Source organism: Stenotrophomonas maltophilia (assembly GCF_004920835.1).
In the GTDB taxonomy this organism is placed as follows: domain Bacteria; phylum Pseudomonadota; class Gammaproteobacteria; order Xanthomonadales; family Xanthomonadaceae; genus Stenotrophomonas; species Stenotrophomonas maltophilia_AQ.
On the sequence record NZ_QFHO01000003.1, the window covers coordinates 121,382 to 135,444 of the forward strand.

13 protein-coding genes are annotated in these 14,063 nt (G+C 64.8%); 5 read left to right on the forward strand and 8 right to left on the reverse strand.

The genetic code is table 11. The annotated features are described in order from the left end of the window. Positions 1-69 precede the first annotated feature (69 nt). The 3 genes from DI041_RS03485 to DI041_RS03495 all read right to left on the reverse strand — a co-directional run bounded on the left by DI041_RS03485 (position 70) and on the right by DI041_RS03495 (position 4,941). The gene (locus DI041_RS03485) at positions 70-2,205 is read right to left on the reverse strand and encodes a TonB-dependent siderophore receptor (protein ID WP_136638211.1); all 2,136 of its coding nucleotides are present in this window, start codon (positions 2,203-2,205) and stop codon (positions 70-72) included. A gap of 117 nt (positions 2,206-2,322) precedes the next feature. Continuing rightward, entirely contained in the window at positions 2,323-4,248 is a 1,926-nt protein-coding gene (locus DI041_RS03490; protein ID WP_136638210.1) for a hypothetical protein, read from the reverse strand. 54 nt (positions 4,249-4,302) lie between these two features. After that, entirely contained in the window at positions 4,303-4,941 is a 639-nt protein-coding gene (locus DI041_RS03495; protein WP_136638293.1) for a TetR/AcrR family transcriptional regulator, read from the reverse strand. 82 nt (positions 4,942-5,023) lie between these two features. Between DI041_RS03495 and DI041_RS03500 the strand changes: the two genes are divergently transcribed. Then, positions 5,024-6,559 carry an FAD-dependent monooxygenase gene (locus DI041_RS03500; protein WP_136638209.1) on the forward strand — a complete coding sequence of 512 codons (1,536 nt, stop codon included), beginning with the start codon at positions 5,024-5,026 and terminating at the stop codon, positions 6,557-6,559. 45 nt (positions 6,560-6,604) lie between these two features. Here DI041_RS03500 and DI041_RS03505 read toward each other — a convergent pair whose 3' ends face one another. The 4 genes from DI041_RS03505 to DI041_RS03520 form a co-directional block, all read right to left on the reverse strand. Next, positions 6,605-6,850, reverse strand: coding sequence for a hypothetical protein (locus tag DI041_RS03505; RefSeq protein ID WP_012511449.1), 246 nt, complete (start codon positions 6,848-6,850; stop codon positions 6,605-6,607). Between the two features lie 126 nt (positions 6,851-6,976). Beyond that, positions 6,977-7,246: a hypothetical protein gene (locus DI041_RS03510; protein ID WP_032971045.1), complete on the reverse strand. Its 270-nt coding sequence runs from the start codon at positions 7,244-7,246 to the stop codon at positions 6,977-6,979. Positions 7,247-7,350: 104 nt separating this feature from the next. Beyond that, the gene (locus tag DI041_RS03515; RefSeq protein ID WP_046986699.1) at positions 7,351-7,827 is read right to left on the reverse strand and encodes a hypothetical protein; all 477 of its coding nucleotides are present in this window, start codon (positions 7,825-7,827) and stop codon (positions 7,351-7,353) included. Between the two features lie 93 nt (positions 7,828-7,920). Next, on the reverse strand, positions 7,921-9,159 hold the full coding sequence (locus DI041_RS03520; RefSeq protein ID WP_046986698.1) for an NADH:flavin oxidoreductase/NADH oxidase family protein: 1,239 nt from the start codon (positions 9,157-9,159) through the stop codon (positions 7,921-7,923). Positions 9,160-9,248: 89 nt separating this feature from the next. Here DI041_RS03520 and DI041_RS03525 point away from each other — a divergent pair, with 89 nt between their 5' ends. Further along, on the forward strand, positions 9,249-9,725 hold the full coding sequence (locus tag DI041_RS03525; protein ID WP_136638208.1) for a MerR family transcriptional regulator: 477 nt from the start codon (positions 9,249-9,251) through the stop codon (positions 9,723-9,725). Between the two features lie 16 nt (positions 9,726-9,741). Here the strand turns inward: DI041_RS03525 and DI041_RS03530 are convergent, their stop codons facing one another. After that, a complete protein-coding gene (locus DI041_RS03530) occupies positions 9,742-10,953 on the reverse strand; it encodes an MFS transporter (RefSeq protein ID WP_136638207.1) in 1,212 nt (403 codons plus the stop codon). Positions 10,954-11,188: 235 nt separating this feature from the next. Here DI041_RS03530 and DI041_RS03535 point away from each other — a divergent pair, with 235 nt between their 5' ends. From DI041_RS03535 to DI041_RS03545, 3 genes are all read left to right on the forward strand, one after another. Continuing rightward, the gene (locus tag DI041_RS03535) at positions 11,189-11,446 is read left to right on the forward strand and encodes a hypothetical protein (RefSeq protein ID WP_006374755.1); all 258 of its coding nucleotides are present in this window, start codon (positions 11,189-11,191) and stop codon (positions 11,444-11,446) included. 36 nt (positions 11,447-11,482) lie between these two features. Next, complete coding sequence (locus DI041_RS03540; protein ID WP_046986263.1) at positions 11,483-13,162, forward strand: type IV secretory system conjugative DNA transfer family protein; 1,680 nt, start codon at positions 11,483-11,485, stop codon at positions 13,160-13,162. Between the two features lie 426 nt (positions 13,163-13,588). Next, entirely contained in the window at positions 13,589-14,035 is a 447-nt protein-coding gene (locus DI041_RS03545; RefSeq protein ID WP_046986265.1) for a hypothetical protein, read from the forward strand. Positions 14,036-14,063 lie beyond the last annotated feature (28 nt).

The window sequence follows — 14,063 nt, forward strand, 5'->3', positions numbered from 1 at the left end:
GGCCTTGCTGCTCCGCACCAAAAGAGGCGTGCCAAAGGCGAGGCAACAGGGCTGCGGAGGTTCCCCTTCTCAGAAACTGTAAGCGGCCTGCAGATACACCCGTCGCGGCTCACCTGGGAAATGCCCGTTGCGCTCGATGAAGCCGCTGGCTGCATATACCTTGTCGAACAGGTTCTTGACGTTGGCCTGGAACTGCCATTGCTTCCAGCTGGTCTTCCAGCTCATGTCGAACACGGTGTAAGCCTTCACCGTCTGCCCGTCCAGACTGACGCGCTCACCCACATGGTCAGCACCAAAGCCGATGGCCGAATTGAGCGCCGGCAGGTCGTAGCGCGTCCACAGACCTAATTTGTTGCGCGGCGCATTGGCGAAGCGGTTGCCGGAGGCATTGGTGATGCCGCTTGGACCTGCGTCCTTCACCCGCGCGTCGTTGTAGGCGTAGGTCAGGTTCAATACCCAGTGATCGGTGACGTCGGCCAGCAGGTCCAGCTCCATGCCGGTGCTGCGCACCAGGCCCAGTGCGGCCAGCTGGTTCACGCCGCCAATCACTTCGCCCGTGGCCTGCACGATGTTGCTGCGGTCAATCCGGTAGGCCGCCAAGTTCAAGGTCACGCGGTCGGCCAGCAGGGATTTCATGCCCACCTCCCACTGCTTGCTGCGCTCGGCATCGAACGGGCCACCGGCGGCGGGATTCTGGTTGGCCGCGCTCTGCGGTACGAAGCCGCTGGCCACGTTGGCGTAGACATTCAGGCCTTCGCGGACGGTGAACGTGCTGCCCAGCCGCCAGCTGAGGTCGTTGCCATCCACGCTGCTGCCGGCAATGCGGTCGTCGTCCTTGAAGCCATCCCAGCGCAGCCCGGCCAGCAGGTGCCAGCGAGCGGTCAGCGCCAGTTCGTCCTGCAGGTAAGCGCCGTAGCGCTTGCTGCGGGTGGACGTGCTACGCCACGGCAGGGCAGCCAGGTTGTAGTCGTGCCAGGTGCTGGCCCCGTACACGGGATTGAACAGGTCGATGCCTCGCACCGGCCCGGCGCCACGTGCAAGGTCGGCGCTGTTGGCGGTCTGTGCAGTGAAATCCGCATCCAGCTGATACACGTCCGCGCCGAACAGCACCTTGTGCTCGACGGCGCCGGTATTCACCCGCCAGACCGCGTTGCCATTGGCAGTGAATGCCTCGTTGTCGCGGATCTGGTTGCGCAGCTGGCGGGTCATCCACTCGGCCACGCCATCGCGGTCACGGTCGATCAGCCCCATTGGCTCGTGATACATCTGGTGCTCGTTGTTGCTGAACCAGCGTGCGGCGAAATCGACGTCCAGGTTGTCGCGCGGTGCGAAGCGGTACTGCGCCAGCGCCACCTTGGCGCGCATGTCGAGAAAGTCACTGGTCTCGTTGTGGTTCCAGCGGCGGTCGGTCAGGAAGGTGCCCGCATCATTCACCGGCACGCCGCGCAAGCGGTTGCCGCCCAGGTTCTGGGTGATGTCGGTGAACTGCAGCACCAGCTCGCCGGTCTGGCCAACATCGAAGGCCAATGAGGCATCACCGATCACGCTCTCGCTGTCGGCATTCCAGCGCACACCCTGCTCGGTGTCGGCGTACAGGCCGGCGCGGTAGCGCACGCTGCCAGCGGCATTCAATGGAGCCGTGCCTTCGATCGAGCCGGCGCGGAAATCCCGGTTGCCCATCTGCACTTCGATACGGCGCTCAGCGACCGCCCTGGGCTTGCGCGTGACATAGTTGATGACGCCGCCGGCGTCGCCACCACCGTAGAGTGCGCCGGCCGGTCCCTTCAGCACTTCCACGCGTTCGATGTTGAACAGCTGTGGTACCGAGAATCCCGCGTACGGGTCGCCGCGCAGGCCGTCATACAGCACGTTCTCCTGGCGGAAGCCGCGCAGGGTCACGCCGGCATAGCTGAAATAGCTGACGCCGCTGATGCTGCGATAGAGGTCGGTCACCTGACGCGCGGCCTGATCGTCGATCAGCTCGCGCGGGATCACCTGGATCGACTGTGGGACCAACTCGAGCGGTGTATCGGTGCGGGTGCCGACCGCAGCGTCGTCCACCCGGTACAGCGTCTGTGCGCGGCCGCGCACTTCGACGGAATCCAGCTTCTTCGGCGGGCCATCCGCCGCATGGGCGGGGAGGGGTGTCAGGGCAATGGCCAGAGCGGCGCAAAGGGGGTACCTACAGAGCGATGGGAGGGCCATGGGGGCGACAGTATGGATTTCAAATGAGAAAGACTATCATTTGCATTGTCATAGTGCCGCTTCGCCGATCATGCGCTGCCCGCCCGGTCAGGGTGGGCAGCGCCGGGAGCGTGCATCTCACGTCGGTGTCAGCAACTCGCTGATGGCGTCGTGCTGCTTTCCAAGTTGCTGTTGCAGCACGAAATCGTGCAGCAGGGCCGCAGCGGCCTTGCGTTGCCCATCGATGTCCTGGAGCGAGGCATAGCGCACGGTCGGGTCGTTCGGACTCGGTCGCCCAGGCGCCTCCATCTCAGTGGCGGAGGTGAGCGTGATGAAGGCCAGCGCGCGCTTGTTCTCCTTCAGTTCCGCGTTGGTGGTCAGCACGACCAGAGTGACCTCATAACTGAGGCTGGCACCGCGCCGGGTGTTGTAGGCGTGGCTGCGCACGCTGACCTTGGTTCCCTTGGGCAATACCGCCTGCAGCTTCCGGGCGAAATCCCATTTATCGAATGCCATCTGTGTCTTCTGGTCGACGCGCACCATGAACGCAACATCGACACCGGTAAACGGAACCTGTGGCACGTCCAGATAGGGGCTCTGTTTCAGGCTCTGCACCAGGACCAGATCGTCACTGAACATGGCAGAGGGGTCGACGGGGGCGGTGAAGGACTGTTTGAGCAGCTCGAAGATGGTCAGTGCGCGTTGGCGTCCCTGGGCAATCCGCTGAAGTACCGCCGGTGCTGGATTGTTCTGCACATAGCTGGCGTTGGCGTCCTGCATGCGTCGCTGCACTACCGCTGTCAGTCCATTGATCTGCTGGTCGGCAGACGCATTGGCGTTGGCGGAGGCCTCTTCACCGGCCATGCTGTCGACTACCTTCTTGAACTGTGCCAGACGGTCCTGGCCCGCGTAGAGGGTGTAGATCTCGTTTACGCGCGCCACCCGCTTGTGTCGCTTGCGCGCGCTGGGGCGGTTGGGGTCGACGGCGATCTCACACAGCATCACCAGGTTCTCGCGCAGGTGGTAGTCCATGTCCGGTAGTGGCAGACGGACCGGATCCTGGGCCCCACCATCGGTGCCGATCACCAGTTTTCCGCGGTCGATTTCCGACCAGACAGTGACCGCCTCGATCGAGTTCCGGCGCGGCAGGCTGACGTCGATCAGTTCCATCAGGATCGGTCGGGGCGTAGCGGGCGCCGTCTGAGGTGGATTCGGCGGCGCGGTGATCAGCTCGGCATGCCAGGTGTAACCCATCCGGTAAAGGATGAAGGGCCGGATGGCGTCGTTGAGGATGATGCCCGGCGGAGCTGCACGTCCCGGCGATGTGAGGTCACGGCGGGTGTCAAGGGTGAGCCCGGTGGTGTCGCGGCTGTAGACACGGCGCAGTGCCTGGGTGGGATCGCAGGTGGCACGCCAGGTGATGTTCGCGGGCTGGCCTGGAGGGAGGGGCAATGGCTGAGGCGTCGGTTCCAGCGGCGATGCGGCGGGCTGCGGCGGCCTGGGAAGGGGTTGCAGCGGATACGCCGCATTCTGTGCTGCGAGCTGATCGATCAGGAGTGCGACGTTCTGGCCGGCAATGGTTAGTTCTTCCACCACCAGATCTTCGATCAAGGCATGCAGTTCGTTTTGCACCGCGCCTGGCAGCCAGGGATCGATCACAATCTGCGTATCCCAGTCCGAGTCACCCGAGGTGAAAAGGTGTTCGTTGTGGTTCTGCAACATGTCCATTCGTGCGGCGAAGGCATTGCCGCCCTTGATGTAGAAATGCACCAACGACATGTCCTGGCGGAGCAGGTACTTGGTGCGCACGCCGTCAGACAGGGCATGCAGTTTCCCGTCGATGTCGGCCAGCGCTCTGATGACGGCGTTGCGGATGTCCGGGTACGTCTGCGCGCTGTTGATCTTCTTGGTCAGGTCGCCGCTGATCTGGCGGCGCCAGTCGGCTTGCTCAGGTGTCTCTTTCATGGCTTGGCCTCTGCGGGAAGACAGGGTGCTGCGCGAGGTGGGGCCTGACGCAACAGTGGCTTCACCGTAGATGCCGGCAAGCGGGAATGATCGGGGCAATCGATGCTGGTCGTGACCGCCGATGCGGTGGATTCAATGATCGTTGCGGGCTGGTTACTGGTCGCGTGCTGTGTAGGCGGTCCCGCTGAGCGCAGCGCGCACGCCGATGCTGCCGCGCTGCCAGGTTGCAGCGAATGCCGGCGTGGAATCGTTGCCTTTGTTGAAGGCACGCAGTGCATCGGCATAGGCCACCACCAGCGCTGCGATCAGCATCGATGCACCCAGTTGTGCCGGTGCGTCGGCGGGGTCGGCCCCGGTGGCATCTGCCATCAAGCATGCAAGGTCTGCGATGAGCAGGGCCTGCAGCTCCCGTGCGCGGCCTGCAAGTACGGGGCTTTCGGCTACGGTCAGCCAGAAGGCCGCCGCGCCTGTGTTGATCCGCAGCAGGGGGTGGCCGCTCTCCAGAAGTTCCTGCACCAGCGACTGGAAGGCCACAAGCGGGGGCATGCTGCGGCGCGCCAGCATGCCCTCCCGCAGTAGATCCCGGGCCTCCTCGTCGCGGTCAAACACCAGGTCTTCCTTGCTCGCGAAGTAGTTGAAGACCGTTTTGCGTGAGACACCTGCGGCCTCGGCGATCTCGGACATCGATACGGCTTCGAAGCCGCGCCGGATGATCAGCTCGGTGGCGACGTCCGAAATCGCTTGCCGGGTCTCGGCCTTGCGTTGTTCGCGACGGCCTGGGGGCGGGGTCATGGGCGGCTCACTTGTGAAAAAGTACACCGAGTGTAACATTTGCTTCGCCAGAGTGCCGGCCCGGTGCTCACAAGGAATTCCGATGCTGTACGACGTCGTCATTGCCGGGGCTGGCCCGGTCGGCCTGTTCCTGTCCTGCGAGCTGGCCCTGGCCGGCTGTTCGGTGTTGGTGCTGGAGCAGGCCGAGTCCCCGGAATCACCCCTCAAGCGCCTGCCCTTTGGGCTGCGCGGCTTGAACACGCCCACCCTGGAGGCGCTGGACAGGCGCGACTTGCTGCAGGCGGTGGCCGCGCGCCAGGTGCTGAAACCCGACAAGGGCGCACCACCGCCCGGCACCGCCCACTGGCTGGCGCAGCCCCGGCCGCTGGGCGGCCACTTCGCTGGCATTCCGTTTGCGCTGGACAGCGTGGCCAGCGAGCGCTGGCTGTATCGCCTGCCGTCGCCGGTCGGCTTCCAGATGGCGATTGAACTGCAGGCGCTGGAAGCGGTGCTGGCCGAACGCGCGACCGCGCTTGGCGTGCGCATCGACCGCGGGAGCGCGGTGCAGGCGGTGCGCATGGAAGGTGAGCAGGTTGCCGTGGAGACCCTTCGCGGTACAGCCCATGGCCGCTGGCTGATCGGTTGCGACGGCGCGCGCAGTACCGTGCGCAAGCAATCAGGTTTCACCTTCGCCGGTACCGAGCCGGAATTCACCGGGCACTCGCTGCTGATCGAGCTGGAAGATCCGTCGGTGCTCACGCCGGGGCGCCATTACACCGCCGCTGGGATGTACAACTTCAATCCGCCAGGCGTGTTGGCGTTGGCCGATTTCGACGGCGGTGCCGGTCATCGCACGCCACTGGACCGGGAGCGCGCGCAGGCCATGCTACGGCGCATATCCGGACGTGAAGCGACCATCACGGCGGTGCATCTGGCTACCACCTGGACCGATGCCGCGCGCCAGGCCGCGGCCTATCGCAAGGGACGCGTGCTGCTGGCCGGCGATGCAGCGCACATGCATTCGCCGCTTGGCGGGCAAGGCCTGAACCTTGGTATCGGCGACGCGATGAACCTCGGTTGGAAGCTGGCCGCCGTGGTGCGTGGCGATGCCGATGCCGATGAGGAGCTGCTGGACAGCTACCAGGCCGAGCGGTATCCGATCGGCGCGAAGGTGCTGGACTGGTCGCGTGCGCAGGTCGCGTTGATGCGGCCGGGCGCTGGCTCGCGCGCGCTGGCGGCGGTGATGGCCGATCTGGCCGACACCCGTGATGGAGCGACATACCTGGCGGAGCGGGTCTGGGGCGTTGCGCAGCAGCTGGATCTGGGCGTGGGCCATCCGCTGGTCGGCCGCAGCGCGCCGGACTTCCAACTGGCCGATGGACGCCGCATGGGTGAACTGCTGCGTGCAGGGCAGGGCGTGCTGCTGGTGTTCGACGCGGGCACGTCGTTGTGCGCAAGCATCGAGGGTTGCCAACGGCGCCCGGCCCTCATCCGGCAGGCGGTGGATGACACGCTCGGACTGGGCGCGGTGCTGGTGCGCCCGGATGGCATCGTTGCCTGGGCCTGTGATGCGGGGGGGGATGGGGCCGGGATGTCCGATGCGCTGCGGCGTTGGTTCGGGTCGATGGCAGCAGGCTGACCGGCAAGACGGTGGCGCAGCCGGCAAGGGCTGCGCCAGTTGTGGTCAGAGGTCCTTCTTCTTTCCGCTCAGATCCAGCGGCCGGTCACTGCCCTTGCGCTCACTTGACCACACTTCCATGCTCTTGTTGCAGCGGCTCTCGCGGGCCGCCACTTCGCGCGGTAGATCCTTCAGATGCGGCGACTCCTGGCAGGCCTGATGCATGTTGCTGTCGTCATAGGTAGCACAGGCGCTGAGCGATGCCAGGGCGATGGCGGTAAGGGAGGCGCGATACAGGGGCTGCAGGGTCATGGCGTGGTCTCGGGGGTAATGCCGGGTGGTCATGGCATTCCAATCCGTGACCCCCGGCACGCACAATCCGACTGATCGCACTTGTTATCTTGTAACGTTTAAGTGATAGTCGTGCGCTTGCCCGGATCAGGCGAGGCAGATCATCAGCACCGTGCACAGCACCAGCATCAGCACGAACACACGCCGGCTCAATGCGAGGCAGGCCAGGTAGGCCGCCAGCGCCCAGGCGCCCAGCAGTGCGCAAGCCAGCAACCAGAGGCCGATCACCATCAGTGATCCACTCGCCAGCGCAGACAACGCAATCGCTTTGAACAAGGCCACGCCCAGCACGCTGCCGAGCACGCCGGCCTGCAGGGCAACGGCATCGTGGCGGGCAGGGGCAGGGTGGCGGAACATACTGGCCGGAGTGGTCACATGGAAGGGCGGCGCAGCTACTGTGCCCGACCCCATATCCACGCCGCGTGTACTTCGCGTGCGCCATGTGCCTGCAGCAGGGGCGCTCAGTCGAACTCACCCTCGGCCGATTCCAGTCGCTGCCGGTACGCCGCCCGGTGCTGGTACAGGCGCTGGCACTCTTCCGACCTATGGATGCGGCTGCCGGGTTCGTTGGCCACCGAGTCGCACATCCGCGCGATGTGGTTGTTCTCCGCCAGTTCGGTGACGAAGAACACTGCAGTGACGCCGGTGCCGAGCAGCACGACATACAGCAGGCGGCTGAGCCAGCGCGACAGCTTGCGCTCGAAGTGCTGCTGGATGGTCAGGTCGAAACGGATGATGCTGAGCACGATCCAGACGATCGCGACCAGGAAGCAGAGCGTGGGCAGCAGGCCACGCCAGATTCCCGCTTCATATACCGATTCGCTGTAGTGCACGGCGGCCCCGGCACCGGCGATGGCGATGGCCAGTGCCCAGTTGCGGCCCAACGAGAGCAGGTCATCGAGCAGTTTCTCGCGGTCCTTGGTCGGTGCTGCTGCCACGTCGGTTCCTTCTGCCCGTTGCGATCGGCGGCGGGGTGCCGCCGATCCTGCAGATGGTGGGGTATTGCCCCGGTGATGAGAAGCCTTTCCGGCTCAGTGCGCGGCCGCGCGTGCCCCCATCCAGCGTCGGTAGCGGCGGGTCCTGCATGTGGCCGCGGCCTGTGCCAGCAGCAGTGCCCACACTGGCGAGACGCCGGGGGCGGTCGGCTGACGTCGGCTCAACCGCCCCAGCTGGTACTTCACCGTGGCCATGTGTGCACTGGCAGCCAGCGGCTTGCTGCGCCAGTCGATGTTGCGCAGGGTCGGTACCTGATCGCGGCCTTGCTGCCAATGGTGTGGCAGGTCCGGCTCGATTGCCAGCGCGGTGGCGATGCCGACCATCGCAACACCGCTGTCCAGCACCTGCTCGGCCACTGCACGGCGACGGATGCCGCCGGTGACCATCAGCGGCATCGTTGCCACCGTGGCGATCTCGCGTGCGAATTCGAGGAAGTAGGCTTCGCGGGCCAGGCTGCGGCCGTCGCGTGCGGCGCCGGTCATCGCCGGCGCTTCATAACTGCCGCCGGACAGTTCCACCATATCCACGCCCAGTGGTGCCAGCATCTCCACTACTGCGCGCGCCTCCTCGTGCGAGAAGCCACCGCGCTGGAAATCGGCTGAGTTGAGCTTCACTGCCACCACGAAGGCGGGCGACACCGCCGCGCGTACGCCCTGCACGATCTCCAGCAGCAGGCGCGCACGGTTTTCCAGGCTGCCGCCCCAGTGGTCCTCGCGCCGGTTGGACAGCGGCGACAGGAACTGGCTGAGCAGGTAGCCGTGCGCGGCATGGATTTCCACCCCGCTGAAACCGGCACGTTCGGCCAGTTCGGCGCTGCGGATGAAGCGGGCAATCACTTCCTCGATGTCGGTCCCGGTCATCGCCCGCGGCGGTGCGAACTGCTTGGACAGGGCCCCCAGATCCATGGCTACCGATGAGGGTGCCAACGCCGGTTGGCCGAGCGCGGCCGGCATCTGCCGCCCGGGGTGGTTGATCTGCATCCACATCTGCGCACCGCGCGAACGAGCGGTGTCGGCCCAGGCGATGAAGCGATCAAGGTGGCGATCGTCTTCCAGCACCACACCGCCGGGGCCGGTCATGGCACGGCGGTCGACCATCACGTTGCCGGTAATGATCAGGCCGGCGCCGCCGTCGGCCCAGCGCTGGTACAGCTGCAGCAGCGCGGCCGAGGGCGCGTGGTCGGCGTCGGCCATGTTTTCTTCCATCGCCGCCTTGGCGATGCGGTTGCGGATGACGGCACCGGAAGGCAGTACCAAGGGCGAGAACAGCGACATCGGACAGCTCCAGGACAGGGGAATGGCGCTACGCTAACCTTCAAGTTTGATTGAAGGTCAACGGGTTCCAATGTCGAGGATTCAGGCAGATGAAGATCGGTGAGCTGGCGCGACGCACCGGCCTGGCGGCATCGCGCATCCGCTTCTATGAGGATGCAGGGTTGCTGGTTGTGCAGCGCCAGGCCAACGGCTATCGCGACTATCCGGAGCAGGCGGTGCTGCTGCTGGAGCTGATCACCGGTGCGCAGCGCGCCGGTTTCAGCCTGGAAGAGATCCGCGCGCTGTTGCCGCCGGACATGAGCCAGTGGCAGCACGACGCGCTGATTACGATGCTGCAGCAGAAAGTGGCCGACATCGAGGCGCTGCAACTGCGGCTGGAACAGAGCCGTGTGCATCTGCTGGCGCTGATCGAAGATATCCAGGCGCGGCCGGAGGGCATCGATTGCGCGGCCAATTCCCGGCGGGTGCTGGACCGCGTGAAGCGCGGTGAGCTGGCGCGGCCGACGCTGGCGGCCGGTGATGTGGCGATGCTGCGCCCGGATCGCCGCCGCATAGGCCGCGACTGACGATCCGGCGCGATGTTCAGTGGCTGCCGGCTACGGCGGCCTTGCGCTTCTTGTCCAGCATCACCGCCACGCACCACAGCAGCAGGCCGCCGATGGCGGTGGCCGCGCCCACATAGCCGGTGCTGGCCGGACTGAAGCCGGCGCTGATCGCCATGCCGCCCAGCCACGGGCCGAGCGCATTGGCGGTATTGAAGGCGGCATGATTGGAGGCGGCAGCCAGGGTCTGCGCTTCGCCGGCCACGTCCATCAGGCGCGTCTGCAGCACCGCAGCCAGCGCACCCATGGTGCCAACGGTGATGATCATCGGGCCGATGGTCCACACCGACTGTGCGGCCAACGGATACAGCAGCAGCATCACGATCGACCACAGCAGCACCACCGCAGCGGCCTTGAAGTGGAATTTGTCGACCAGCCAGCCACCGGCGATGTTGCCGATGATCGCGCCGATGCCGAACACGCCCACTGCCAGTGGCATCCACGATTCGGCCACGCCGGTGACCTGCACCAGGGTCGGCGCCAGGTAGGTGAACACGCAGAACATGCCGGCGAAACCGACCGCGCCGATCGCCAGCGCCAGCCACACCTGGGTGGTGTTGAAGGCACGCAGTTCGCGCATCGGCGAGGTGCGCACCTCGTCCGGGTCCGGCAGCAGGAAGCGCGCGATCATCGCCACGGTGGCGATGGCCAGCAGGCTGACCAGAGCGAAGGCGGTGCGCCAGCTCAGCTGCTGGCCCAGCCAGGTGGTCAGCGGGTTGCCGATCAGGATCGCGATCGACAGGCCCAGCAGCACCCGCGACATCGCCTGGCCGCGCTGGCCGGCCGGACTGATCGCAGCGGCCACCAGCATCGCCACGCCGAAGTAGGCGCCATGCGGCAGGCCGGCAACGAAACGTGCGATCAGCATCGTGCCGTAGTTCGGGGCCAGGGCGCTGGCCAGGTTGCCAACGGCGTAGAAGCCCATCAGCGCCAGCAGCAGCTTGCGGCGCGGGAAACTGGCGCCGACGAAGGCCAGGATCGGCGCACCGACCACCACGCCGATGGCGTAGGCGCTGATCAGGTGGCCGACCTGGGTTTCGCTGATCGACAGGCCACGGCTGATTTCCAGCATCAGGCCCATGCTGGCGAATTCACTGGTGCCTATGGCGAAGCCGCCCAGTGACAGGGCAAGGATGATCAGGGTGCGCTGACGGGGCGTCAGCCGCGCAGCCAGGGAAGAGTTGGGGCTCATGCGGGGGCGCGATGGGGGCGGGGAGCTCGCCATTGTACTGCTGCACCGCAACAGCAGCAGCCACGCTGGCGGTAAAACAGCGTTTGATCCGTGGAGCTGCGGCAAGCCGGGCATGGGCTCGGTACGACGGCAGGTTCGGGGCGCTGTTGTCGGCGTCCTGCATGTGATGACGACATGGCGGTCGGCATGATGCGAAACACAGGGGCTGTGGAGTGCAGGAACAAGGAGGATGTCGATGCAGGAATTCAGGCATGTACTGGAGACGCGAGGTCGCTATCAGCTGGTAGCGGTGTCCTACGCGCCGGTGTACGCTCCGGGCGATGTGGTCGGCCATGCGGTCGTAGCCGACGATGGGGATCGTCTGACCGACCTGATGTCGCTGGCCGAAGCGCGCCAACGCCTGCAGGCACTGGTGCGTGAAGAGGGCGAGGAGCCCGGGCTGGAGAACGAAAACCACCTGCGGAAGAAGGCGTCGCGCTGGCGCCGCCGCTAGGCCGTCGCGCCCTTGTGCGCATCATGGAGGATTCGGGTGTTGCCCAGTAAGAAGTATCTGCTCATCGCCATCATCACGCTGGCGACCCTGCTGCTTGGTTTCGTGTTTTCCGGTTACCTGACCCTGCTGTTGCTGGGGCTGGACACCAAGCTGTTCACCTGGAACACCTACTACCAGTACTTCAACGCGCTCGGCCAGCCACAGGTCGCGCCCTTCGTGGGCAAGATCAAGTGGGCCGGTTATCTCGGTTTCGGCCTGCCGCTGCTGGTGCTGCTGGTGACCGGCCTGGTGCTGCTGCTGAAGAAGGACAAGCGCTCGCTGCACGGTGACGCACGCTTTGCCACCAGCGCCGACCTGTCCAAGCACGGCATGTTCAAGAAGACCGGCCAGAGCATCGTGGTCGGCAGCCATGGCGGCAAGCTGGTGCGGCTGGACGGCCAGCAGTTCGTGATCCTGGCCGCGCCGACCCGCTCGGGCAAGGGCGTGGGCGTGGTCATTCCGAACCTGCTGGAGTACGGCGAATCGCTGGTGGTGCTGGACATCAAGCAGGAGAACTTCGACCTGACCAGCGGCTGGCGTGCCAGCCAGGGCCAGGAGATCTACCTGTTCAATCCCTTCGCCGAAGACCGCCGCACGCATCGCTGGAATCCGCTCAGCTACGTCTCCGACGACCCGGCGTTCCGCGTTTCGGACCTGATGAGCATCGCCGCGATGCTGTATCCGGATGGTGCCGAGGACCAGAAATTCTGGGTCAGCCAGGCGCGCAATGCGTTCATGGCCTTCACCCTGTACCTGTTCGAGAACTGGGATGACGAGCGCAGCAGTGGCTTCCCGGGCGGCTCGGGCACGCCCACCCTGGGTGCTGTCTACCGGTTGTCATCGGGTGACGGCAGCGATCTTAAGAAATACCTCAAAGCCCTGTCGGAGCGGTCGTTCCTCAGCTCCAACGCGCGCTCGGCGTTTGCCAACATGCTGTCCCAGGCCGATGAGACCTTCGCCTCGATCCTGGGTACCTTCAAGGAACCGCTCAACGCCTGGATCAACCCCGTGCTGGACAGGGCCACCAGCAGCAACGACTTCCTGCTGACCGATGTCCGCAAGAAGAAGATGACCATCTACATCGGCATCCAGCCGAACAAGCTGGCCGAGAGTCGCCTGATCATCAACCTGTTCTTCAGCCAGCTGATCAACCTCAACACCAAGGAACTGCCCAAGTCCAATCCGGACCTGAAGTACCAGTGCCTGCTGCTGATGGACGAATTCACCTCGATCGGCAAGGTCGAGATCATCGCGTCGGCGGTGTCCTACATGGCCGGCTACAACATCCGCCTGCTGCCGATCATCCAGAGCATGTCCCAGCTCGATGCCACCTACGGGCGGGAGGTGTCGCGCACGATCATCACCAACCACGCGCTGCAGATCCTCTACGCGCCGCGCGAGCAGCAGGACGCCAATGACTACTCGGACATGCTCGGTTACACCACCATCCGCAAGAAGAACGTCACCCATGCCCGCGAGAAGACCCACAGCTTCACCGAGGAGCGGCGCGCACTGATGCTGCCGCAGGAGCTGAAGGCGATGGGGCCGGACAAGGAAGTATTCCTGTACGAGGGCATACCGCATCCTGTGAAGTGCGACAAGATCCGCTACTACAAGGATCGCTACTTCACCTCGAGGCTGCTGCCGAAGGTCGACGTTCCGATGCTTAACGTCTAATTCACGTCGCTAAATTTGTGACGTAGATTCATATTCATTGACGTGAATTCGTGAGCTAAGTCAAAAAAACATCATCTGTTCATAGAAATTCAGACTTGTCTGACATGGAATTGACGCGCGGTTGTGCGACCCTGTGTTCGTCATCCAGAAATGTGTGCTGGGTGTCAAATGTTGTAGAGCAGGGTGGCCAGGAGTTTGTGCCATGGAAACAAGGATGGTTTCGACGTTGGAGATGTGTGCGGGTGTGTCGTCGGCAATGACTGGCGGCCCCGTCACCTGGTTGGCGGCTTTCGGGCTGCAGGGGAACCGGGGCAGGTGTGCTGCGAGCCAGCGCGTCTTCCCGTTTCCGGTGCGCGTGATGCGGCGCCGGACGACCAGGGAGCCAATGTTCGGGACTGCTTTTTCGTACGTCAAAGTGAAGCCCGTATGAATCAGGCGTTTATCGCGAAAATATCCATCGCCGCAGTGGCGGCGCTGATGGTGGCAGGGTGTGCCACCAAGTCCGCTCCCGATTTCGGAGGGCGCTGGAAGCCGGTCAACCGTTTCGCTGCGGCGACGACCGAGATCCCGCTGTACTCCAGCTACGTCTACCAGGCTTCGCCGATGGATGGCACGCTCAAAGCCATGCTTGAGCGCTGGGCCAAGGATTCCGGGCGCACGCTGGACTACCGCCTCAGCTCGGACTTCACGCTGTACGGCGCAGTCTCGAACATCGACACCACCAATGCACAGCAGGCCGTGATCGATCTCACCGCGGCCTATGCGACGCAGGGAATCTCCGTCTCTATCGTTGGCAACCAGATCGTTGTGCAGAGCGCTGGCGCGACGCCGACCGCGTCGGCGCAGGGCGCTGATTCCAACAGCGGCACCTGAGTCCACCTCGAAACCATCGAACGTGCCG

What these genes read in the sequence shown, in the direction of transcription:
- DI041_RS03520 (WP_046986698.1), bottom strand. Translation starts at nt 9,159, where the DNA reads ATGTCGCTGTTCTCGCCCTTGGTACTGCCTTCCGGTGCCGTCATCCGC.
- DI041_RS03525 (WP_136638208.1), top strand. Translation starts at nt 9,249, where the DNA reads ATGAAGATCGGTGAGCTGGCGCGACGCACCGGCCTGGCGGCATCGCGC.
- DI041_RS03505 (WP_012511449.1), bottom strand. Translation starts at nt 6,850, where the DNA reads ATGACCCTGCAGCCCCTGTATCGCGCCTCCCTTACCGCCATCGCCCTG.
- DI041_RS03530 (WP_136638207.1), bottom strand. Translation starts at nt 10,953, where the DNA reads ATGAGCCCCAACTCTTCCCTGGCTGCGCGGCTGACGCCCCGTCAGCGC.
- DI041_RS03535 (WP_006374755.1), top strand. Translation starts at nt 11,189, where the DNA reads ATGCAGGAATTCAGGCATGTACTGGAGACGCGAGGTCGCTATCAGCTG.
- DI041_RS03500 (WP_136638209.1), top strand. Translation starts at nt 5,024, where the DNA reads ATGCTGTACGACGTCGTCATTGCCGGGGCTGGCCCGGTCGGCCTGTTC.
- DI041_RS03485 (WP_136638211.1), bottom strand. Translation starts at nt 2,205, where the DNA reads ATGGCCCTCCCATCGCTCTGTAGGTACCCCCTTTGCGCCGCTCTGGCC.
- DI041_RS03495 (WP_136638293.1), bottom strand. Translation starts at nt 4,941, where the DNA reads ATGACCCCGCCCCCAGGCCGTCGCGAACAACGCAAGGCCGAGACCCGG.
- DI041_RS03510 (WP_032971045.1), bottom strand. Translation starts at nt 7,246, where the DNA reads ATGTTCCGCCACCCTGCCCCTGCCCGCCACGATGCCGTTGCCCTGCAG.
- DI041_RS03545 (WP_046986265.1), top strand. Translation starts at nt 13,589, where the DNA reads ATGAATCAGGCGTTTATCGCGAAAATATCCATCGCCGCAGTGGCGGCG.